This window comes from Kitasatospora sp. NPDC058190 (assembly GCF_042883685.1).
In the GTDB taxonomy this organism is placed as follows: Bacteria; Actinomycetota; Actinomycetes; order Streptomycetales; family Streptomycetaceae; genus Kitasatospora.
On the sequence record NZ_JBHVVI010000056.1, the window covers coordinates 1 to 20209 of the forward strand.

A 20209-nucleotide genomic window follows, 5' to 3' on the forward strand; every position below is an offset into this window, starting at 1 on the left:
GCGGACTTGAGGTCCGCGGGCGCCCCGCCGTCGTTCTTCCGCCGTCGCGGCTCAGCCGTAGGAGATGTTGGCGCAGGGGTCGTCGTCCGCCGAGCGGGCGGTGCCGCTGACGCTGCTGGGCAGCGGGGCCGGGGCGCTGGGGTTCGCGCCGGGCGCGGAGGCGGCGGCCGGGTTGGCGGCGGCGAAGTCGTGGCCGAGCACCACGCTCAGGCCCTTGCCGCCGGGCTGGACGGTCGCGCCCGGGAAGAGCTTGGCGACCTCCTCGGCGGCGGTGCGCTCGCCGGTGCCGTACTCGACCACGGTGGTGCTGCGGGCCTTTCCGGCGGCGTTGCCGACGGTGGTCACGGTGTAGCCGGCGCCCTTGACGGTCTCGGCCGCCTTGCCGCCGAGGCCGGACTCCCCGGTGCTGTTGAGCACGGCGACCTTGATGTCGGCGTTCTTGGGGTTCGCGGCGGCGGTCGGGGTGGCCTCGGCGGCCGGGGTGCTGGGGGCGGCGGTGTCGGGGGCGTCCGGGCGCTGGGCGCTGGCGTCCTGGCCGTCGATGGTGCGGTCGGCCTTGAGTGCCGCCCAGAGCTGGTCGACGTCGGGGTGGACCAGGGCGACCCGCGGGCCCTCGTAGCGCCACGGCGCGGTGATGAACTTGATGTCGTGCAGGTTCACGTCCTTGAGCGACATGGCGAAGGACATCAGCTTGGCCGCCGAGCCGAGGTCGGGGTCGACGGTCAGCGACTTGGTCGCCGCGTCGGCCAGCGGCAACAGGGTGGTCGGGTCCATGCCCTGCGACTTGACCTGCTTGATGAGCGAGGAGAGGAAGGCCTGCTGGCGCTTGGTGCGGCCGATGTCGGAGCCGTCGCCGATGCCGTGGCGGACCCGGACGAAGTCCAGCGCGGACTGGCCCTCGACCTTCTGCTTGCCCTTGGCGAAGATCAGCTTGCCCTTGTGGCCGAGGTTGGGGTTGAGGTCGCCCTCGTAGATGTCGTTCGGCAGGCAGACGTCGACGCCGCCGACCGCCTTGGTCATGGTGGCGAAGCCGTTGAAGTCCACCACGATGGTGTGGTCGACCCGCAGGTTGGTGAGCTTCTCGACGGCGTTCTGGGTGCAGGCCGGGTTGCCCTGATCGGTATCGCCCACCGAGAAGGCGCTGTTGAACATCACATTGGTCTGCTCCTTGGTCCACTTGCCGTTCGGGAGCTTGCACGGCGGGATGCTGACCAGGGAGTCGCGGGGGATCGAGATGCCGACGGCGTGCTTGTGGTCGGCGTAGACGTGCAGCAGGATCGCGGTGTCCGAGCGGGCGCCCGCGTCCCCGCCGCCGCCCAGGTCACTGTTGCCGTTGCCGCGGCTGTCCGAGCCGATCATCAGGACGTTCACCGGGGTGCGGCCCTGGGAGTCCGGGGCGGCGGCCTCCGGGCGCTCCTTGCTGACGGCGTCGCGGTCGAAGGTGGTGATGTTGCTGTTCAGGCGGTAGTAGAGGGCGCCACCGCCGATCAGCAGGAGGCTGGTGCAGCCGGCGGTGACCCAGAGCACCTTCTGCTTGGTGCTGCGTTTCGGCTTGGGCTTGGCCCGGCCGGTGGGGCGGTCGCCCGATATGTCCTTGTCCGGCACGTTTTTTCGGCCTGCGGCCCGACGTCCGCCGGGGCGGTGCGGTGAATTCTCGGCTTCGGGGGAACCCCTGCGACCCGACACGGCGTCATCCTCCACAGTTGCCACGGAACCCCCGTCGAAGCGGTGGAATTCGCGTGGCCCGGGGTCGGAGCCGATCCGGGCAGGCCCGTCGCTAAACTTTTACACCGCTGTAGAACTTCAGAGGAGCATACTAAGCGTAGATGAGAAAATCACTGGTCAGACCGTGAGAGCTGGTCGGCCGTGACTCATCCCGCTGCTCCGAACCGTACGAGGAGCACGATGACACACCGGATCGCACGTTCGATAGCCGGTGCCCTGGTGGCACTGCTGGCGGCCGTGGGCCTGAGCGCCGCGGCGTCGAGCGCGACGGCGGTGGCCGCACCCCGGACCGTCGCGGCGGGCACCGCCACGGGCGCCGCGACCGTCGTGGGGGGACCGGTTTCCGCGGGCGCCGTCCAGGACGTCCGGTCCGCGGCGGCCGTGCCCGCCTCCGCCGCCCACCTCGCGGCCAAGCAGGAGAAGAAGAAGTCGGGATTCCTCGCCAAGCTCGGCAAGTTCGTGCTGGTCGTGATCATCTTGATCATCCTGTTCATCATCCTGCTGATCTGGGGCGTCGTTCACCTGGTGAAGCGGATCTTCCGCCGCCGGTGACCCGCTGAGCGCAAGTGGCCCGACCCGGGCGCCCGTTCCGGCGCTCGGACCGGGCCACTGGGCCGTGATTGGCCCTGTCCCGGCCGGGCCGGAGCGGCCCAGGATGGCGTCATGAGCGACTTCCACCTGAACCCCGACGCACTGCGCCCCGAGAGCCGGATCGTCCACCCGCCGCTCGCCGAGTCCGTCGGCAGCCGCCCGATGGGCATCCCGCTGCACCAGAGCCACTTGTTCGCCTTCGACACCAGCGACGAGCTCGTGCGGGCCTTCGCCGGACCGGGCGAGGCGTTCTTCTACAACCGCTTCGGCAACCCGACCGTCCGCTCGCTGGAGACGGCCGTCGCCGACCTCGAAGGCGGCGCCGCCGCCGTCGCCACCGCCTCCGGGATGGGCGCGATCAACACCGTGCTGCTCGCCCTGCTGCGCTCCGGGGACCACGTGGTCGCCCAGCGGAGCCTGTACGGCGGCACCTTCGCGATGCTGGCCGACCTCGCCCAGCGGTGGGGCGTCGAGGTGACCCACGTGGCGGGCGACGACCCGGGCGAGGTCGAGGCCGCCCTGCGGCCCAACACCCGGCTGCTGCACCTGGAGACGGTCTCCAACCCGACCACCAGGGTCACGGACCTGCCGGGGCTGATCGGAGTCGCCAGGCGGGCGGGGGTGGTGAGTGTGGTGGACAACACCTTCGCGACCCCGCTGCTGTGCCGGCCGATCGAGCACGGCGCGGACGTGGTCATCCACTCGGCCACCAAGTACCTGGGCGGGCACTCGGACGTCCTGGCCGGGATCGCCGTCTTCGCCGACGCCGAACTGCACCGGAAGGTCTGGCAGTTCGCGACCGAACTCGGTGCCAGCGCCGACCCGTTCGCCGCCTGGCTGACCCTGCGCGGCCTGCAGACCCTCGCCCTGCGGGTCCGCCGCCACTGCGACACCGCCCTCGACCTGGCCACCCGCCTGGCCGCCCACCCGGCGGTCTCCGCCGTCCACTACCCGGGCCTGCCCACCCATCCCGACCACGACCTCGCCCGCCGCCTCCTCCCGGCCGGCCACGGCGGCGTCCTCGCCTTCGACCTGTCCGGCGACCGGGAGGCGGCCCGTATCTTCACCGAGTCGGTGCGGCTGGCCTCCCTGGCGCCCTCGCTCGGCGGTGTCCACACCCTGGTGCTGCACCCGGCCAGCACCTCGCACCGGCAGCTCTCGGACGACGAGTTGGCGGCGGCGGGTATCGGAGCGGGGACGGTACGCGTCTCGGTGGGCATCGAACACCCGGAGGACCTGTGGGCGGACGTGGAGCAGGCGCTGGCGAAGCTGTGAGGGGCGCCGGCCGACGGCCGCCGGTGCGGCGACCGCACCCGGCGTGACGGGAGTTCGACTCCGGGAGCGTCACCCGCGCCGTGGCCCGCGCCCGGAGCCCGCGCCCTCCCGCGGGACCTCGACCGCACGGTGATCACCCCCAGCGCGACGATCGCGGCCGTCCTGCTCGACCACCCCCGGGCCGGGGTCCTCGTGCTCGTGGGTCAGCGGACCTTGGGCCGGGCCGCGAGCAGCGCGATGTCGTCCTCGGCGGCGGGCGCCGGGGGCGGGGCGAGGGAGTGCAGGACGGCGTCGAGCAGGTCGTCGAGTTCGCCGGTGGCGGGGAGCCGGAGGGCGGCGAGGCGTTCCAGCGAGGCGTCGATGTCCTCGCCGCGGCGTTCGACCAGACCGTCGGTGTAGAGGAGCAGGGTCTGGCCGGCGGTGAGCGGACGGGTGGTCTGCTCGTAGCCGCCGAAGCCGGTACCGAGCGGCGGGCCGGTGGGGACGTGCAGCAGTTCGGTGGGGCGGTCCGGGGTGACCAGGGCGGGCGGCAGGTGACCGGCGCTGGAGAGCGTCCAGCGGCCGCGGCCCGGGTCGGCCAGGACCAGCAGGCAGGTCGCCGGGCGGGCGGAGTCGTTGGTGGAGATGACGTTGTCGAGCTGGCGCAGGATGCGGTGCGGGGGCAGGTCCATGCTGGCGAGGTCGCGCAGCGCCGAGCGGTAGTTGCTCATGTCGACGGCGGCCTCGACGCCGTGCCCCATCACGTCGCCCATGGCGAGCAGGGTGCGGCCGAAGGGCAGCCGGACCGTCTCGTACCAGTCGCCGCCGACGACGCTGGCGCTGCCGGAGGGCAGGTAGCGGAAGGCGAGGGAGAGGTTCTGGTGGGGGTTGCCGGGCTCGCTCAGCAGGGCGTGCTGCAGCTCCAGGGCGATGCCCTGGGAATGGGTGTAGCGGCGGGCGTTCTCGATGGCGAGGGCGGCGCGCGCGGCGAGGTCGCCGAGCAGGGCGGTCTCGTCGGAGGTGAAGGCCGGGGAGGCGGAGGTCCGGCCGAGGGTGAGCAGTCCGACGACGTGGCCCCGGGCGGCGAGCGGTAGGACGAGCAGGGAGACGGTTCCGGCCGGGCAGGCGTCCTCGGGCCCGGGCTCGGTGAGCACGGACACTCCGCCCGCCAGGCTGCGGGCGCCGGCCGAGCCCTCGCGGTGGCGGACGGACTCGCCGGGGCGGGCCAGCTCGGCGAGGGCGCCCGCCAGTGCGGGCACGGCCCGTACGGCGGCGCGGTGCAGCCGCTGGCCGCTGCCGCCGCCGGGGCGGGCGGGTTCGGCCTCGGACGGCAGGACGTCGACGGTGGCGAGGTCGGCGAGGCCGGGGACGGCGAAGGCGGCGAGTTCGGCGCAGGTGGTGTCGATGTCGAGGGTGGTGCCGATCTGCTCGGCGGCGGCATCGAGCAGGGTGAGCCGGGCGCGCGCCTGTTCGAGTTCGCGCTGCTGCTCGCGGGCCGGGCCGGGGTCGTCCAGGACGAGGACGATCACCCCAGTGGTGCGCCCGGCGTGTCGCAGCGGGCGGTAGCGCACTCGCAGTCCGGGCGGGACGGGCGCACCGGCGCCCTGGGGGCTGCCGGTGACCTGCTCGCGGTCGTGCCCGTCGGTGAGCACGCGGCGCAGGGTGGCGGTGGCGCCCGCGAACGCGGTGGTCTCGGCGGTGCGGCCGAGCAGGTCGGCGCGGCACAGTCCGGTGACGGTGGTGAAGGCGGGGTTGAGGTACTGCCAGCGCAGTCGCTCGTCGAGCAGGGCGATGCCGACCGGGGCGGCGGCGAGCACGTCGCGCAGCAGGTCCGGGTCGTCGTCCCGATGGTCACTGTCGGTGCTCGCGCCGAGGCTCACGGCGAGGGCCGCCGCGGTCGCCGCCAAGGACCGGGCGTCCGGTGTGGTCGGACGGGGGCCCTCTGCGCGGTTTCCGTGCCGGAAGTGCATAGGCCCATGATCACGCGTCGGCGCGCGACGCGCCCACAACTGGGTGAAACCTTGACCGCCCGGAGGCGGCGTTGTGGCGAGGCGGCGTCGGTTGCGTGCACGCGCACACACTTATAGGGCGCGTGCACACGCACACAGCTGCCTCGAAGCCGGGCACCGCCCGGAAGTCAGAAGGAGAGACCCGCATGGAAAGCACCCGGATCGTCCTGATCACCGGAACCTCCTCCGGGATCGGGCTCGCCGCCGCCGTGGCCGCCGCCCGCGCCGGGTGCCGGGTGGTCGCCACCATGCGCGACACCGGACGGGCCGGGAACCTGCTCCGCGCGGCGGAGGAGGCGGGCGTCGCCGGGCGGGTCGAGGTCGAGCGGCTGGACGTCACCGACCCGGCCTCCGTCGCCGACTGCCTGGCGGCCGTCCTCGACCGGTACGGGCGGCTGGACGCGGTGGTCAACAACGCGGGCGCGGGCTTCGTCGGCACCGTCGAGCAGGACGGGCTCGGTCCGGTGCGCGCCGCCATGGAGGTCAACTACTTCGGTGTGGTCGAGGTGACCCGGGCCGCGCTGCCGTACTTGCGGGCCAGCGGCGGCCGGGTGGTCACCGTGACCAGCGTCGGCGGCGTGGTCGGCCAGCCCTTCAACGAGGCCTACTGCGCGGCCAAGTTCGCCGTCGAGGGCTTCATGGAGTCACTGGCGCCCGTCGCGGCCACCGTCGGCGTCGCCGTCACCGTCGTCGAACCGGGCGCGGTGGCCAGCGAGTTCATCGGCAACCAGGACCTCGACGTGCCCGCGTTGATCGCCGCCGCCGGCCCGTACGGCCCGGCCCTGCGGGCGTACGTCGACCGGACGTTGAAGGCCTTCGGCGGCGCCCAGACCCCCGAGGAGGCGGCCGCGCCGATCGTCGCCGCGCTCACCGCGGAGCGGCCGCCGTTCCGGGTGCAGACCTCCGAGACCGCACGGGCCTTCGTGGGGACCAAGCTGGCGGACGCGGACGGCTCGGCGGTGCAGGCGATGACGGGCGGCTGGCTGGCGGCCGACGGCGTCTGACGGCGCCGGACGGAGCCTGACGCCGGGTCGGCACGAGGACGGGGTCCGCACGGTGATCGCCGGATGATCACCGGTCATACTTGGGCGGCGGCGGACCTGCTCCTGGAGCCGCTGGAGCAGGCCCTGCACAAGCTCGCCCCGATGCGTCCGACGCTCGCACCGAGCCTCCTGGGGGAGGAGGCGGTGCTCCTCGGCGCGGTCTCCACGGCGCTGGAGACCGCCCGCCCCGAGGTGTTCGAGCGCCGGACGGCGGGGCTGCGCTGACGATCGGTGGGCCCTTTCGTCAGCCGGTGGCCAGGGTCAGGCCGTAGGTGCTGAGGATCGGGTTGACCGGCTGGAAGTAGGTCTCACCGCCCGAGGTGCAGTCGCCGGAGCCGCCCGAGGTCACGCCCTGGGCCTGGTCGCCGGAGATGAACGACCCCCCGGAGTCGCCCGGTTCGGCGCAGACGTTGGTACGGGTCAGACCGTAGACGCTGCCCTCCTGGTAGTTGACGGTGGCGTTCTGCTCCTCGACGGTGCCGCAGTGCCAGCCGGTGGTGGAGCCGGAGCGGCAGACCGAGCCGCCGATGGTCTGCTCGCTCGAACCGGCCACCGTCACGGTGCCGCCCGCGTAGTCGTCAACCTGCGGTTGGGCGGTCCAGTCCGGGCCGGCCGCGACCCAGGAGTAGTCGTTGCCGGGGAAGGTCGAGCCCTGGAAGGTGCCGATCGAGCTTCCGTCGGAGGCCGTGGCGTTGGAGCCGGGCTGACCGCAGTGGCCGGCGCTGACGAAGCCGGGCTGGCCGCCCTGGGTGACCGGGAAGCCGATCGAGCAGCGGGCGGCGTTGTCGATGTCGTAGGCGTCCCCGCCGCGCAGGTCGGCGAGCGGCCTGGGCGCGGCGGTGGCCCGCTCGACCCGGACCAATGAGCGGTCCACGCCGGACCGGCTGAGGAAGGCCCCGGTGCGGGCGTCGTCGGCGGACCGCACCACGACGGCATTGTCCCGGACGTCCACGTACCAGAGCGGGGTGGCGTCGGGCGTGGCGGCCGCGGAGGCCCGGTCGAGCGCGTCCTTGGCCTGGTTCAGGGCCGTGAGCGTGTGTCGGACGACGGTGGCCCGGCCGCCGTGGGCGGTGATGGCCCGGGCGGCGGAGGCGTCCGTGGTGGCGACCACCAGGTCGGCCTGCGGCCCGTCCACCCAGGCACCGGCCCAGCGGTCGCCGAGCACCCGGGTGAGCGCGCTCCGGACCTCGGCGGCCCGGCTCTCGCGGGCGAGTCGGTCGGCGGCGGCCTGCGGGGCGAGGCCGAGGTCGCGCTGCATCGCGTGCAGCAGGGCGGGCGGGGCGGTGGCCGTCCGGGTGGGGGAGGCGGCCAGGGCCGCGGCTATGGACGGGTCGTCAGCGGGGGCGCTGACGGCGGGGGCCGCGGTGAGCGCGACGGTCGCGAAGGCGGCGGCGACCGCGAGCGCGCGGAATCGGAGCATGGGGGATCTCCTCGTTCGGCGTGGGGGTTGCCGGAACCGTAGCGATCCGCGCTCGATGGCCGGAACATGTCAGAAAGCCCCGCGCTTCGGCGCTATACCCCTTGGAACGAGGTGGGGCGACTCGGAGAGCGGTTGCGCTCGGTGGTCGGAATGTCTCGATCTGCCAACGAGTGGGGAAACCGTGCGCGCGGCGTGTTCGGGGTCTGCTTGAATCGCACGCCTCATCCAAACGGAACGGAGCGTTCTCCTCCCATGCCTTCACGGATACCCGGCCGTCGCCGGGCGGCCGGCCTGGCCGGACTCGCCGGACTCGTCCTCACCGCCGGTCTGACGCTGACCGGTTGCGACCCTTCGGCGGCCGACGGCGGGGCCAAGGCCTCGTCAGCGCCGAGCGCCGCGGCCGCGCCGACCTCGGCCGCGTCCACGGCTCCGGTGTCGCCGGCGGCCACCACCCAGGCCGCACCCGACCCGGCGCCCACCTCGACCGTCGCACCGCCCGCGGCCCGGCCCACCCATCCGCAGTCGGCTCCGCCCAAGACGCCGCAGCCGAAGGTGACCACCGCGCAGCCGCCGACCGACCCGGAGCCGCAGCACACCGCGGCGGCGGGCGGTGCGCAGTGCGAGCTCCGCTCCAACGCGGGCAACTGCTATGCGGCCGGGCAGTTCTGTCGCGACGACGACCTGGGCAAGAGCACCCACGACGCCGGCGGGCGGGTGATCTACTGCCGGATGGTCAGCGGCAAGCCGCACTGGCAGGCGTGAGCCGACGGCCGTCCTCGACGGGCCCTACCGGCTGAGGGCGTCCCAGAACAGGTGCTCGTCGGCCTGGAGCAGCAGACCGTACTCCCGGGCGGTGGCCAGGGTCCGTAGACCCGCCAGCCATCCTCGTTGTGGTCGCGGACCACTGCACCACCGGCCGCCCCAGGTCTGAACCGACAGTCGGCGACCACCTCCTGGCGCCTCGCCGGCGCAGTGGGTTCGGCGTCGGTGACGACCAGGGCGACCGGCGGGTACCCGGCGCAGGTGTGACCGGGCCGGGCGCGGCGCCACCATCTGCGCGAGCAGGTCGACGCCTGACGCGAGCAGGTCACCGCCTGAGGGGTCGCAGGTCCAGGGGCGTTTCGGCGCCACTCACCGGGGTGCGTTATCGTCACGCCTGTCGGAACGTCAGAAGACGTGGACAGAAGCAGGGAGAAGGCCGTGCGCGAGTACTTTGAGCGCGAGGAGATCATCGAGCGCGATGTCTTCTGAGTCGCCGCATCGGTTGAACCGCCGCATCGGTTGAACCGTGCCGAGGCCGACGCGCCGTCCGGGTACCGACCGTGCTCGCAGGGCCCGTCGGCCCGACCGGCCCTCCGTCCCGGGGCCCATCGGGCCGTCCTCCGCCAGCCTCTTGTTCGTCTCACCGCACTGGCGAGACCATCCCCAGCTATCCGTAGAGGCGGTACGGCGTCTCGGCATCTCTCCCCGGCAGCTGCCACCTGACGTGACCAGGAAACCGCTGCGTTGATGAGAACCCTGGGCGCGGCCGTCTCAGACCTCTCTCGGGGGTGCTCAAGGCGATCCGGGCGTTCGAGGTGATGCAAAGCCATGAAGCGTCAAGCTCAAGCCGAGTCGTCCAGACGATGAAAGGCTCCTTCGAACTCTTCAGAGGCGAGCAGCTCGGCGATCACGCTCACCATCCCCCGGATGCCGGGATCCCGAACGATCAGCCCGTCCGAGCACCAGAAGCACCGGCCACCTGCGGCTTCTCCTGTCTCCTCCCATCGCTTCATCAACCGGCTGACCTCGGCGACTGTGAAGATCGTCGCACTCCAGCGTGAGCCATCTAGGAGGCGAACCTCAGCATCGACGTTGCGGACTTGGTCGAGTACCTCACCAGGGTTCGGCAGGAAGAAAGCCTCGAAGCCATCGGTTCGGACACGATAGTAAGGGCCGTCCCATCTGGCCTCGGAACGCGGTTCCGTGCTCATGCTCGTCACCTGGGGAGGATCCCAGCGCGCGACGCCGGGTACAACTGGCTTGCGGGCAGCTGTTCACACTGGTGACACCCCGGCTAGTGAGCAGGTAGTTTGCGGGAGGACAGAGAGAAGAGTTCGCATGGACTCCCGGATCATCCGCATCCGACGCAAACTAGCCAAGATGCCCTACGCCGTGCTGCGAAGCCACTCCTTCGGTGAAGAGAAGCACCGGTTCCACCTCGAACCCCCGCTGCCGGACGCGAAGGTCGCCGAGTTCGAGGCCGACCACCACATCGAACTGCCTGATCCCTACCGCAGTTTCCTGACCACACTGGCCGGGGGCGGAGCATCGCCTTTCTACGGCCTGCTGCCGTTGCAGTCATGCCGACTGTTCACGATGGATCCCCAAGGCGAGTCCAGCCGCCCTCGGGGGTTCACGTTCGCCGGTGGCCCGCCTCACCGGGGTGACCTGTTCCTGCACATCATCGAGGCAGGGTGCACCGACCTGGTACTTCTCGGTATCACGGGTCCCCTGACAGGCCGCGTCGTCGCCGGAAACGCTGACGGCTTCCGGGGCCCCAACGTCTCGTCGGCCACTGACTTCTTGGCCTGGTACGAACGCTGGCTCGACCACATGCTCGCTGGGCGCGACAACCGTGACCTGGAACTGACCTCACCAGCCCTGCGAGCGCCGGTCGACCGCATCCTGAGACAGCACCGGAACCGCACCCGAAGGGTCCATGCCGCATAGAACGCCGGCATCACTTCGATTGCGCGAACGGTCATGGAGTAGTCCATGGGTGCGCTACCGCGATGTCCCACGTGTCTCAGGACCCACAAACGCAGCCATCCGCTGCTTGGAGCGCGACCGACTGATACCCGGCATCGTCGCCACGGCCGTGAGCGTGTGGTCCGCCCGAGTCCACGGGACCAAGCGACGCTGGAAGCCATGGGAGGCCGAATTCACCTGCCCCTGTTGCGGCGAAGGCTGGGCCCGCGACAAGCTCGAAGAGGCTGTCTTCATGCTTCCACCCCGAGCCTCAGGCGAACTGCGAGCACGGGTCGACGATCTGGACGCGGTGTTGCTGCGGCGGACCCATCACGAACCGCAGACAGCTTCCGAACTGGCCTGGTGGCACTGCAGGTTCTGATCACGGGAGCTCGCGCTCGGTGCCCCTGGAAAATGCCGTCTTCAATGAGACCCTCACCACTGACGTTCCAACAAAGATGACAATTCGCAGGCCAGGGGCACGTGGCGGACCGTGATCGACGGGATGCCCATCCCCTCCTGACCAGGCACACCACCAGGACGTCAGGCCCACCCGCCCCGAGTCCCAATCAGACCTGACAACGCGCAGGTTAAGGAGGCATCTACATGTCGCGATGAATGAGACGGGACACGCACCTTCGACAACCTGCACCCATGCGCCACCACTCAGCGACCACGCCATGACCGACCCAGAATCGGCGCCCCAGCCAACCTGTAAACCTGCAGCTCACAGCTCACAGCTCACAGCTGCAGCAAAGCTGCAGGTTTTTGAGACTGCACACCCGCTAGACGAGTCGGAAGGGGGGCGGCTACCTGCCTCCCCAGACGAACAGGAAGAGCGCGAGGGGGAGCAGACTCAGCAGGACACCGATCACTGTGCCGATCGGGCCGCCGTTCCTCCGACCTGCAAGCAGTAGGACAACGCCGGACGGGAGAACGGCCACGAAGATCGGCAGCGGGATCAGCAGGAACGCGAGAGAGAACATGATCTCGATGCCGAACTGCAGCCAGCCGACGACGAGGCAGGCCACACGAAAGCCCCAACGCCCTGGCACCGCCAGGGGAATCAAGGTGCTGAAGCCGGCCAGACACCACATGACGAGGGTTTCTTCGTCGGCGCCTGCCTCACCCGTCACGTACGCGACCGCGTAAATCAGCCACGAGGCACCGGCCCACGCGGCGAGCCCCCATGGCCGAGGCTCGGCGTAACGCGACGACAACGATCCGGTCATCATCCACCCCAAGGATACTTTGAACGCGTTCAAGATTCTTGAACGCGTTCAAAGTAGCATCGCCGGGTGCCAGCAGCCCGCCAGGCACTCACCGCAGCCTCAACCTCCAGACCTTCTGACCGCGCTGCCACTCACAACAGGCACTGGCACAACCCGCCGCCCCGCCTACGCCTTGCGGTTCGGGTAGTCGCGGGCGTGCTGCTGCAGGACCTCCCACCGCGGGTCGTCGAGCTTGCCGCGCCGGTGCTGCCTGCGCTCCTCGTCCGTGGGCAGGGGAAGCCGCAGCGGCCTCCGGGACGGCGGGTCCACTGACCGTGGAGCCCGTACCCGTAGGTGCTCTCCTGCTTCGGGGCCTGGCCGCAATCGGCACAGGTCAGGGTCTGCATCAGCTCCCGATGGGCCTGACGGGCCTTCTCCTCGCGGGCCTGCTGGCGCTGGCCATAGGCGGCGCGGGTGTTCGGATTGTCCAGCGCCTCGGTCGGACAGTGCCGGCCGGCGCGGCCGAAGCGCCACCACACCGGCCCGAGCGCCCCGTGCTCCGCCAGCAGCTCCAGGGGGGCCAGTACTGGTAGGAGCCGATGTTCGGCTGGTCTGTATTCGTCGTACCTCGCTGGACAATCGTGACGTTCCGTGACCGGCGGGCGGCTTGCGCGCCGTTCGAACTCCCACCTCAAGACCACTACGTCTCGGCCCGTGGGTTGTCACGCGGCCTCACATATTCATTGAGCCACGTGCAGAAACCGTCCAGGCCGAGGATTCCGATCAAGAGAATGAAGCCGGTGGTCAGTGTTGGATTAGGGCCCAGCAGCGGCACGTTGGTCGCTGCTTCGTTAACAGCGGACAGCATTTCGGCGCCGATCACCGTCTCAGCGTGCGGCAGGTATCCGGCTTTGACCAGTCTGATCGAATCACCGACCTTGGATCGAGCGGCGTCATCACTACACAGATGAGTCCCCACTGAGAGTGCCATTGGCCGGAAGAACCCCCTCTCGTTGGCCATTGAACGGGCGGCCCACCGTACTTCGGCGCACACTTCTTCTGGGTCGAGCGCCTGCTCCGGGTACGGGCCAAGGCCGAGGTCAATCCTTCGCTGTGGATCCTTGATCAGTTCCACCAGGACCTTGTATTCCGGTCTCTGGCGATTTTCGATGTTATCGAAGGCTTTTTCGCGTAGATCCCAAGCGCGCCTTGCTCCAGTGAGTGATTCCTGAGGATCGGTAATCACCCTCGGAGGATGCGAGAAAGGTTCCTTAACCAGTACCCCTAGAATTCGGCCGATCCGCCAGAGTCGGTCTTCTAGTCCCAGTTCACGGCCGTGTTCTGGGGCCTCGAGTAGATCGTGAAGCGAAAGGCCGTATTCGTCGGTTGCCAGCCTGTTCAGTTCCACGAGAGCGAGGGAAACGTCTTTGGCGGTGATCATGTTTTCCTCCGGCAGCAGGGTGGCGCCCGGGTCGGACCTTCCCCCTCGTGGCGCCGATCCGGGTCCGGGAAGTTGTTTGCCGACCCAATATCATGCGCGCGAAGAGGGGCCGACAGTGTCCCATCTCCTGGCTTCTGTGATGGAGCTCAACACGCGTGAGTCAGCCGGTTGGTGGCGAGGGCGCTTCCAAGGTGAGCCCAAAAGCCGCCACGGGATGATCTCGGCAGGTCAGCAGTTGCAGTTCGACGGGAACGTCCTCGGCCGGGTCGGTTTGATCGGTCCAGCGAGAACTCGGGAGATCGAACCCTGGATCTTCCCAAGGGCAAGGTTGGCTCCGCTTACCTCAAGTACTGTAACTTCGCGTGATCGAATCCGAGATTGAGATCAGCGAGGATCTGGTCCGCGACCTGTTGCGGGAACAGCATCCGGACCTGGCCGAGCTGCCCATCCGCGAGGTGGAGGGCGGCTGGGGCAACCAGATGTGGCGCCTCGGGGACAAGTTGGCCGTCCGGATGCAGCGGATGGACAAACTCCCCGATCTGCAGCTCAAGGAGCGCCGCTGGCTGCCGGTGCTGGCCCCGCGCCTGCCGCTTCCGATCCCGACCCCGGTGCGAAGCGGGGCACCGTCCGAGCGCTTCCCCAAGGTCTGGACCGTCATGACCTGGGTTGAAGGCACGCCGCTGGACCACGGCTCGATCACCTGCGGCGACCACGCGGCCGACACGCTGGCGGCCTTCCTCAAGGCGCTGCATGCGGAGGCGCCGGCCGACGCGCCGGCCGCCTCGGACTTCGGCGCTCACCCCAGGGAGTGCACGGACGGCTTCGAGAGCTTCCTGCAGGCCGTGGACCTCGGCGGCTTCCCCGAGGACGACATCCGGGCCGTGTGGGACGACGCGGCGGCGGCTCCCGAGTGGGAGGGCCCGCGCGTGTGGGTGCACGGCGACCTGCATCCCGCGAACGTCGTCGTCGCGGACGGGACACTGGCGGGCGTCGTCGACTTCGGCGCAGTCTTCGCCGGCGACCCGGCATGGGACCTCATGGCCGCCTGGCTGCTGCTCCCCGCGGGCGGTGCCTCACGGTTCTTCGACAGTTACGCGCAGGCGGACGACGCGGCGGTACGACGGGCGCGCGGGCTGGCCGCGATGAAGAGCCTGTTCCTGATGCTGATGGGCCAGAACGGGGACCGCGGTCTGCCCGGCGGCAAGCCGAACTGGGGGCCCGTAGGCCGGTCGGCACTTGATCGTGTCCTGAAGGGCCTTTGACGTCGGCATGGATCAACCGGCTCTGGCCCTGGGCCGGCACTCGTGTCCTGTCGCGTTGAGCTTGTCTGGGGGAGCCGGACGCCGCAGTTCGCCCTGTCTCAGATGCGGGCCACGCCTCCAGGGTCGCGCGTCGGCCCGCGCGGGGCTCGGCACCAGAGGTCGGTCCAGGGCTCCTCTTGGTCCTGATGGTCTTCGTGGGCCCAGGTGTCGAACGGTCCGGGCAGGCCGGGTTCGTCGGAGCCGAGCTGGAGGGCGTCGCCCTTGAGTCGGTGGGGCTGGGGATCACGCCTCGGGCTGGGAGGGAATGGCGGCGCGGCCGACCTCGCGCAGCTCCTGCAGGTCGGGGATGTGCCGGGTCGCGTCGTCGAACCGCTCCGGGCGGATGTCGTCGCTCTGGAGGTAGGGGCCGTGGTCGGGGGAGAGGACGAGGATCTGCTGGGCCTGGGCGGGGCGGGTGTCGCCGGCGTAGTGGACGGTCATGTTTCTTCCTTCGGGGTGATCGGATGCCTGGCTGCGTTCGGCGCAGGCCGGAGGAGAGGGAAGTCTCCGTCGATCGGTCCGCGGATTCGAGCGTCAAGCGATGGAGTGAAGCCATCGCCACGGACTCGGCGGGTCGGACGGCCGGCAAACCGGCTTGGGAACCGGGCGCTTCACGACGAACGGGGCCCACGCGTGGTCGGGGCGGGTCGGTTCGCGCGCTCCAGGTCGGCGAGCAGGCGTTCGATGTCGGTGATCAGCGATCCGTAGACGTGCCAGGCGCCCGGTTCGGCCAGCGTGCCGTGCCTGATCTCGTCGGTCATCGTCCTGTGCCAGGTCGTGGCGTCGTCGATCGCGCGGCGCAGCGGCCTGCAGAGGCTGTCGAGATCGGGGCCTGCGGCATGCCCGGGGGCGACGAACGACTCCATCGCCCGTTCCGCCGTTTCCAGGGTCGCCGCGTACCGGTCGAGGAAGAGCCGGTTCAGGCCGTGACCGGTGGGCTGGTCGTCGGCGCTGTCGGCCAGTGTCCGTGCGATGCCCCGGACCTGGAAGGAGACCCGGTGCAGGGCGCGCAGCGCCTGGCTGTGGTCCGTCGGCTTCCGATGTCCGTGGACGATGCACCGCGTGTTCCAGCGCAGGCTCTCCTGGCTCTGGCGTACGTCCTCCTCTGCCTGGAGTGCCAGGTCGTCGAGGCGCCTGCCCCGCTCCAGCCACAGGTGGGCGCGGTCGGTGTGCTGCCGCTCACGCAGCCCGCGGCCCATGTCGCCGAGCAGTTCTCCCATGGCCACGGCGAGTTCGCGCACCGAGGTGTCGGAGGCGCCGAGGTGTGTGGGCGGAAGGATGAGGGCGTTGACCGCGATGCCGGCGGCCGCGCCGGTGAAGGTGGCCAGGGTCAGGGTGACGACATGGCCCACGGGGACGGCCGTCGCCGCCGCCAGGGCGAGTGCCGCCGTCGAGGCGATCTGCAGGCGGCTGTCGGAGCCCCGGCGGCCTCCCGCAACCAGTGCGATGGCCGGGATCACGGCGACGGTTCCCGCGGCCGGGCCGAGCAGCCATACGACGGTCACGGCCAGTGACAGCCCTGCGGCCCGGGCGGCCACGCTGCGCAGGGCCTGCGTCACCGATCGGTAGATGGTCGGGGCGTTGACCATGGCCAGGGCGGTGGCTACGGCGAGGTACTGCTGTTGCCCGGGGAGCCACCACGAGGCGGCCTGCCAGGCGAGGAGGGCCGCGACGAGTCCCTTGACACTGCGGGTGAGGGCGGTGGTCGACCATTCCGGGAGCGACAACCAGGGCGTGCGCGGCAGCCGCAGGGCGTGGCTTGCTGCTTCCCGCCACCGGACGATGGCGGCCGGAGGCGACACGAAGGCCGGGGCTCTCATCTCTGTGCTCCTGCTCCGTCTACTGCTCACTTGCCGCAGCGGTGTGACCCGCCGGGGTCGGCCGGGCCACTGGACGGAAGCGGCCGAGGCCAGGTCCGGGGCCTCAGGCGGGTGCCCGGCAGCAGGCGCGACAGTTCGGCGTCCAGGTCGTATCCGCCGGCTTCCCGGCCGGCCGGTACCAGTCGGTAGGTGCGCTCCAGCCACTCGGCCACCACGTGGAGTGGGGCCCGGAGCCAGGCGGTCCCTTCCGGCGAGGAGAGGGCGAGGTTCAGTACTTCCTCATGGCCGACCGCTCCCGGCCAGACCTGTACGTCCCCTTGCCCGCTCGGTCTGCGCAGGCCCTGTGCCAACAGGTCGCGGGCGAAGACCCAGGAGACCTGGCCGTCCGTGTCGGTGTGGAAGACGGTGCGCACGGCGAGCGGGTCGTAGGAGCGGAAGGACAGGAGGGTCGGCAGTGTGACCGGTTCTCCCGAGGGAAGCAGGACTTCCATGTCGAGCATTTGATCTGCGCAGCCGTTCACGGCATGACTCCCTGTGTGGGTAGTGCCCCCTGAATGGCGGGTGCGAGCACCCCGGTGGTGGGCGGCGGCGCGAGAGGGCGGCTGGGGGCCGCGCGGTGTTCCGGCACCGGCAGGCGCGCGCCCCCGCCCCGAGCCGTCGCAGGTCAGCGGAAGACGTGCGGGTTGAACCCGTACACGTTGATGACCCGGATGATCTGCCAGCCGCTGTCCCACCGGTAGAACCGGTGGCCGTCGTAGCGGTACCGGTGGCCGTTGTCGTTGCTGTACCAGTAGCCGCCCTGGCGCTCCCAGAAGCGGTGGCCGTCCCAGCGGCTCGTGTGCCCGCTGCCGTAGCGGTCGAAGCGGTCGCCCTCGTGGTCGCGGACCTGGAAGGCCGCCGGGGAGACGGAGACGGTGGTGTCGTGGCGGATGGCCTGAACCGGTGCGGCCGAGGCGGTGCCGCCAGCGAGCAGCAGCCCACCGAGCGTCGCGGCGAGCGCGGCGGCCGCGGTGGCGGCCCGGTGTCCGACGGACTTGTTCATGATCTTGCCTCCTTGATCGGCCCGGAGCCATGGGGTGATGGCTTCGGGCGGTGCCCCGCTGCGGTGGGGTAAGAACGACGGTACCGGAAACATGTTGAAACTTGTACATCTTCACTGTGGGGCATGCCATGCCCTCGGGACGGCAGGGCCGGGAATAACGGGCAGGGCACCCTTCATACCTCTGCCCGACGCGTGGTCGCCCCAAGGGGAGGCTGCTGTTGGGCGTCACCGAGTAGGGTCACCCGCCGTGGCCGCCTTCGTGCTGCTCTCCTCGAAGGGCATGCCTGTGGCTGTGCACCTGCCGGTCGTGTTCGGCTGCGCGATGGCGAGCGGGATGCTGGTGGCCGGCCCGCTCGCGGCCCGCGTGGGTCGCCGAGTTCCTGCCCGGCAAACAGAGGATGCCGCACGTCGGGAGCGCGCTCATCGGCCCGAGGATTCCGGTCGCCGTCCCGGACTGCTGGGAACGGCCTGGTCACCGTTGAGCCACCGGGTGGAGGCCGCCGTATCGGCACTGAGGCCGACGGCGCCGATCGTGCTGGTCACCGGCTGATCGCCATGCAGCAAGCGTGCCGGGCCGACGTCAACCCGATTGCGGTCAGGGCCGCCCAGGAGGCCCGGGTCCAGGCCCTGGTGTCGGCTCCGGTCGCAGTCGCAGTCGCAGTCGCAGTCGCAGTGCCTGCCGCAGCTCCCGCGCCCGCGAGCACGGGTAACCGGGCTGACCAGACCTCACTCCAAGGGTGCTGTCACACCACCCGGCAAAAACGCCATCCAGTGACACCGCCGCGAGAGGCCGACCGGTACTCCGCTCAACCTCTACTGGCTACGCGTCACCCGGCACAGCGGGGAGGAGGCGGTGATGGAGTCCGGAGGACGCTCTGTCACCATGATCCGCATCAAGTTGCTTTTCTCTGCCCAAGCCGCCTACCAGGGACGTTGCATGCACGACCAGCCCAGCTCCAGAACCACCACCCGCCGCGCCCGGCCGCGACAGCGCATCAACAACCGGGCCATCGCGCTGAGCGCCGCCTGCGTGCTGCTGACCGCAGGCGTGACAACACTCGTCACCAGCGGGCTGGTCGGGAGTTCCTCTACGAGCGGCGGCGCCGCGGCGCACTCGGCCGCCGGTGACGGCGCCGCGGCCGGCACGACCACCGGCCTGCCGACCGCGGACCCGACGAGCGCCGTCGCGAGCCCCAGTGGCTCCGCCTCGCCGTCCGCCTCGGCCACGTCGTCCAAGTCCGCGTCCGCGTCCGCGTCGGCCACGTCCTCCAAGTCCGCGTCCTCGTCTGCCTCGGCGTCCGCATCGTCGTCACACCCGGCGCCTTCGAGCACGTCCGTTCCCGCACCGGGCGCCGCCGGCCAGGGAGCGGTCCCGGTGAACAACGCCCCCGCGCCGGCCCCCGCGCCCGCGCGCGGACCGGCCGTCTTCAGCGGCAAGGCGTTCGACACCTGCACCGCGCCGTCCTCGGCCGCGATGCAGGCGTGGCACGGCCAGTCGCCCTACGGCGCGGCCGCGGTCTACATCGGCGGCCAGAACCGGGGTTGCTCGCAGCCGAATCTGACGTCCTCGTGGGTGCACACCGTGCACGCCGCCGGGTGGCAGCTGATCCCGCTCTACGTGGGCGCGCAGCCGCCCTGCCAGACCTCCGGCAACCCGGAGCGGATCACCGCCGCCAACGCCGCCTCCCTCGGCTCCTCCGACGGCGCTGACGCGGTCGCCCACGCCGCCGGCCTCGGCATGGGCACGGGCAGTGCCATCTACCTCGACATGGAGGCCTACGACGCCGCCGACCTCGCGTGCAGCGGCGCGGTGCTGACGTACGTCCAGGCCTGGGACGCGGCCCTGCACGCCCACGGCTACTGGGCGGGCTTCTACGGCTTCAGCAAGTCCAGCGCCCTGGCCATGAGCCAAGCGGCATCGTCCGGTGCGACCGGCCTGCCGGACGCACTGTGGTACGCCCTGTACGACGGCACGGCCGACACCAGCAGCGGCTTCCCGTATCCGGCCGGCCAGTGGAGCGGCCCCTGGCGGGGCCACCAGTACGCGGTCGACCAGCAGGAGAGCTACGGAGGAGTGTCCCTCACCGTCGACCACGACGCCTGGAACGGCCCGGTCGCGGTGATCGGCTGATCTTCCCGGCCCTGCCCTTGTCGAAAACGTCATCCGCCCTGTTCAGGCCGCAGGTTGGTACTCGTGGAGGAGCCCGCCGAGTCGGTCGGTTCGGCGTATGTCGAGGCGGGCGATGTGCTCAGGGTGGTCGATCGGCTCGGGAAGAGCGCAGAGGGGTCGGCGTTTGCAAGGGCAGGGTCGCGATACGCGGCTCGCGTTCATGAAGCGTGGCGGCCGGCAGGGCCGGCGAAGTCCCGGGGGTGGGCTTCGACCGGTCTGCCTTAGTGCTTGCAGTGCACGACCACCTTTCGACCGAGGCGGTCCCGGGCGATGACGTCCGCGCCGAGGTCACCGGAGCGGCCGGAGTGCTGGATCTGCGTGAAGCCGTCCAGGACCAGGAGGTCGGCGCACGCTCGCTCGAACTCGGTCGCGTCCATCGCGTCCAGGTGTTGCATCCCGTATGTCAGGGGTGCCGGCTCCTCTCCCCTCGTGTCGAATGGTGTTTCTGAACG

Annotated in this window: 22 protein-coding genes; 9 read left to right on the plus strand and 13 right to left on the minus strand. The window is 70.7% G+C overall.

Annotated features, from left to right (window positions below; all coding sequences use genetic code 11):
• Positions 1-51 precede the first annotated feature (51 nt).
• Positions 52-1605 carry an LCP family protein gene (locus ACFVWU_RS24330; RefSeq protein WP_387624643.1) on the minus strand — a complete coding sequence of 518 codons (1554 nt, stop codon included), beginning with the start codon at positions 1603-1605 and terminating at the stop codon, positions 52-54.
• A 300-nt stretch (positions 1606-1905) separates the two neighbouring features.
• On the opposite strand from ACFVWU_RS24330, the gene ACFVWU_RS24335 reads away from it, so the two are divergent.
• Positions 1906-2277: a hypothetical protein gene (locus tag ACFVWU_RS24335; protein ID WP_387624646.1), complete on the plus strand. Its 372-nt coding sequence runs from the start codon at positions 1906-1908 to the stop codon at positions 2275-2277.
• Positions 2278-2388: 111 nt separating this feature from the next.
• Positions 2389-3591 carry a trans-sulfuration enzyme family protein gene (locus tag ACFVWU_RS24340; protein ID WP_387624649.1) on the plus strand — a complete coding sequence of 401 codons (1203 nt, stop codon included), beginning with the start codon at positions 2389-2391 and terminating at the stop codon, positions 3589-3591.
• Positions 3592-3794: 203 nt separating this feature from the next.
• Here ACFVWU_RS24340 and ACFVWU_RS24345 read toward each other — a convergent pair whose 3' ends face one another.
• Positions 3795-5477, minus strand: a complete 1683-nt coding sequence (locus ACFVWU_RS24345) for a SpoIIE family protein phosphatase (protein WP_387624651.1) — start codon at positions 5475-5477, stop codon at positions 3795-3797.
• Positions 5478-5725: 248 nt separating this feature from the next.
• Here ACFVWU_RS24345 and ACFVWU_RS24350 point away from each other — a divergent pair, with 248 nt between their 5' ends.
• The gene (locus tag ACFVWU_RS24350) at positions 5726-6583 is read left to right on the plus strand and encodes an SDR family NAD(P)-dependent oxidoreductase (RefSeq protein ID WP_387624653.1); all 858 of its coding nucleotides are present in this window, start codon (positions 5726-5728) and stop codon (positions 6581-6583) included.
• A gap of 63 nt (positions 6584-6646) precedes the next feature.
• Positions 6647-6847: a hypothetical protein gene (locus ACFVWU_RS24355; RefSeq protein WP_387624656.1), complete on the plus strand. Its 201-nt coding sequence runs from the start codon at positions 6647-6649 to the stop codon at positions 6845-6847.
• A gap of 19 nt (positions 6848-6866) precedes the next feature.
• Here the strand turns inward: ACFVWU_RS24355 and ACFVWU_RS24360 are convergent, their stop codons facing one another.
• Positions 6867-8042, minus strand: a complete 1176-nt coding sequence (locus ACFVWU_RS24360) for a S1 family peptidase (RefSeq protein ID WP_387624658.1) — start codon at positions 8040-8042, stop codon at positions 6867-6869.
• A gap of 252 nt (positions 8043-8294) precedes the next feature.
• Here ACFVWU_RS24360 and ACFVWU_RS24365 point away from each other — a divergent pair, with 252 nt between their 5' ends.
• Positions 8295-8804 (plus strand): hypothetical protein, encoded by a 510-nt coding sequence (locus ACFVWU_RS24365; RefSeq protein WP_387624660.1) that lies wholly within the window; start codon positions 8295-8297, stop codon positions 8802-8804.
• Between the two features lie 842 nt (positions 8805-9646).
• On the opposite strand, the gene ACFVWU_RS24370 is transcribed toward ACFVWU_RS24365, so the two are convergent.
• Positions 9647-10015: a hypothetical protein gene (locus tag ACFVWU_RS24370; protein WP_387624663.1), complete on the minus strand. Its 369-nt coding sequence runs from the start codon at positions 10013-10015 to the stop codon at positions 9647-9649.
• Positions 10016-10142: 127 nt separating this feature from the next.
• On the opposite strand from ACFVWU_RS24370, the gene ACFVWU_RS24375 reads away from it, so the two are divergent.
• A complete protein-coding gene (locus ACFVWU_RS24375; RefSeq protein WP_387624666.1) occupies positions 10143-10754 on the plus strand; it encodes an SMI1/KNR4 family protein in 612 nt (203 codons plus the stop codon).
• A gap of 827 nt (positions 10755-11581) precedes the next feature.
• Here the strand turns inward: ACFVWU_RS24375 and ACFVWU_RS24380 are convergent.
• From ACFVWU_RS24380 to ACFVWU_RS24390, 3 genes are all read right to left on the minus strand, one after another.
• The gene (locus ACFVWU_RS24380; protein ID WP_387624669.1) at positions 11582-12007 is read right to left on the minus strand and encodes a hypothetical protein; all 426 of its coding nucleotides are present in this window, start codon (positions 12005-12007) and stop codon (positions 11582-11584) included.
• 162 nt (positions 12008-12169) lie between these two features.
• Positions 12170-12313, minus strand: a complete 144-nt coding sequence (locus tag ACFVWU_RS24385; protein WP_387624672.1) for a hypothetical protein — start codon at positions 12311-12313, stop codon at positions 12170-12172.
• 370 nt (positions 12314-12683) lie between these two features.
• Entirely contained in the window at positions 12684-13424 is a 741-nt protein-coding gene (locus ACFVWU_RS24390) for a hypothetical protein (protein ID WP_387624675.1), read from the minus strand.
• A gap of 362 nt (positions 13425-13786) precedes the next feature.
• On the opposite strand from ACFVWU_RS24390, the gene ACFVWU_RS24395 reads away from it, so the two are divergent.
• Positions 13787-14686 (plus strand): aminoglycoside phosphotransferase family protein, encoded by a 900-nt coding sequence (locus ACFVWU_RS24395; protein ID WP_387624678.1) that lies wholly within the window; start codon positions 13787-13789, stop codon positions 14684-14686.
• A 282-nt stretch (positions 14687-14968) separates the two neighbouring features.
• Here ACFVWU_RS24395 and ACFVWU_RS24400 read toward each other — a convergent pair whose 3' ends face one another.
• From ACFVWU_RS24400 to ACFVWU_RS24415, 4 genes are all read right to left on the minus strand, one after another.
• The gene (locus ACFVWU_RS24400; RefSeq protein WP_387624680.1) at positions 14969-15166 is read right to left on the minus strand and encodes a hypothetical protein; all 198 of its coding nucleotides are present in this window, start codon (positions 15164-15166) and stop codon (positions 14969-14971) included.
• Positions 15167-15336: 170 nt separating this feature from the next.
• Positions 15337-16545, minus strand: coding sequence for an aromatic acid exporter family protein (locus ACFVWU_RS24405; RefSeq protein WP_387624683.1), 1209 nt, complete (start codon positions 16543-16545; stop codon positions 15337-15339).
• Positions 16546-16571: 26 nt separating this feature from the next.
• Positions 16572-17036: an SsgA family sporulation/cell division regulator gene (locus tag ACFVWU_RS24410; RefSeq protein WP_387624685.1), complete on the minus strand. Its 465-nt coding sequence runs from the start codon at positions 17034-17036 to the stop codon at positions 16572-16574.
• Positions 17037-17209: 173 nt separating this feature from the next.
• Positions 17210-17587, minus strand: a complete 378-nt coding sequence (locus ACFVWU_RS24415) for a hypothetical protein (RefSeq protein ID WP_387624688.1) — start codon at positions 17585-17587, stop codon at positions 17210-17212.
• Between the two features lie 247 nt (positions 17588-17834).
• Here ACFVWU_RS24415 and ACFVWU_RS24420 point away from each other — a divergent pair, with 247 nt between their 5' ends.
• A complete protein-coding gene (locus ACFVWU_RS24420) occupies positions 17835-18137 on the plus strand; it encodes a hypothetical protein (RefSeq protein WP_387624691.1) in 303 nt (100 codons plus the stop codon).
• A 371-nt stretch (positions 18138-18508) separates the two neighbouring features.
• Here the strand turns inward: ACFVWU_RS24420 and ACFVWU_RS24425 are convergent, their stop codons facing one another.
• Positions 18509-18919: a hypothetical protein gene (locus ACFVWU_RS24425; protein ID WP_387624694.1), complete on the minus strand. Its 411-nt coding sequence runs from the start codon at positions 18917-18919 to the stop codon at positions 18509-18511.
• A 43-nt stretch (positions 18920-18962) separates the two neighbouring features.
• Here ACFVWU_RS24425 and ACFVWU_RS24430 point away from each other — a divergent pair, with 43 nt between their 5' ends.
• Positions 18963-19718: a glycoside hydrolase domain-containing protein gene (locus tag ACFVWU_RS24430; protein WP_387624696.1), complete on the plus strand. Its 756-nt coding sequence runs from the start codon at positions 18963-18965 to the stop codon at positions 19716-19718.
• Positions 19719-19978: 260 nt separating this feature from the next.
• Here ACFVWU_RS24430 and ACFVWU_RS24435 read toward each other — a convergent pair whose 3' ends face one another.
• Positions 19979-20152 (minus strand): restriction endonuclease, encoded by a 174-nt coding sequence (locus ACFVWU_RS24435; protein ID WP_387624699.1) that lies wholly within the window; start codon positions 20150-20152, stop codon positions 19979-19981.
• Between the last annotated feature and the right edge of the window lie 57 nt (positions 20153-20209).

Excerpts from the sequence above, each read along its gene's own strand:
- ACFVWU_RS24335 (WP_387624646.1), top strand. The coding sequence starts at position 1,906 with ATGACACACCGGATCGCACGTTCGATAGCCGGTGCCCTGGTGGCACTG.
- ACFVWU_RS24340 (WP_387624649.1), top strand. The coding sequence starts at position 2,389 with ATGAGCGACTTCCACCTGAACCCCGACGCACTGCGCCCCGAGAGCCGG.
- ACFVWU_RS24350 (WP_387624653.1), top strand. The coding sequence starts at position 5,726 with ATGGAAAGCACCCGGATCGTCCTGATCACCGGAACCTCCTCCGGGATC.
- ACFVWU_RS24355 (WP_387624656.1), top strand. The coding sequence starts at position 6,647 with ATGATCACCGGTCATACTTGGGCGGCGGCGGACCTGCTCCTGGAGCCG.
- ACFVWU_RS24360 (WP_387624658.1), bottom strand. The coding sequence starts at position 8,042 with ATGCTCCGATTCCGCGCGCTCGCGGTCGCCGCCGCCTTCGCGACCGTC.
- ACFVWU_RS24365 (WP_387624660.1), top strand. The coding sequence starts at position 8,295 with ATGCCTTCACGGATACCCGGCCGTCGCCGGGCGGCCGGCCTGGCCGGA.
- ACFVWU_RS24370 (WP_387624663.1), bottom strand. The coding sequence starts at position 10,015 with ATGAGCACGGAACCGCGTTCCGAGGCCAGATGGGACGGCCCTTACTAT.
- ACFVWU_RS24375 (WP_387624666.1), top strand. The coding sequence starts at position 10,143 with ATGGACTCCCGGATCATCCGCATCCGACGCAAACTAGCCAAGATGCCC.
- ACFVWU_RS24380 (WP_387624669.1), bottom strand. The coding sequence starts at position 12,007 with ATGATGACCGGATCGTTGTCGTCGCGTTACGCCGAGCCTCGGCCATGG.
- ACFVWU_RS24390 (WP_387624675.1), bottom strand. The coding sequence starts at position 13,424 with ATGATCACCGCCAAAGACGTTTCCCTCGCTCTCGTGGAACTGAACAGG.
- ACFVWU_RS24400 (WP_387624680.1), bottom strand. The coding sequence starts at position 15,166 with ATGACCGTCCACTACGCCGGCGACACCCGCCCCGCCCAGGCCCAGCAG.
- ACFVWU_RS24405 (WP_387624683.1), bottom strand. The coding sequence starts at position 16,545 with ATGAGAGCCCCGGCCTTCGTGTCGCCTCCGGCCGCCATCGTCCGGTGG.
- ACFVWU_RS24410 (WP_387624685.1), bottom strand. The coding sequence starts at position 17,036 with ATGGAAGTCCTGCTTCCCTCGGGAGAACCGGTCACACTGCCGACCCTC.
- ACFVWU_RS24415 (WP_387624688.1), bottom strand. The coding sequence starts at position 17,587 with ATGAACAAGTCCGTCGGACACCGGGCCGCCACCGCGGCCGCCGCGCTC.
- ACFVWU_RS24435 (WP_387624699.1), bottom strand. The coding sequence starts at position 20,152 with ATGCAACACCTGGACGCGATGGACGCGACCGAGTTCGAGCGAGCGTGC.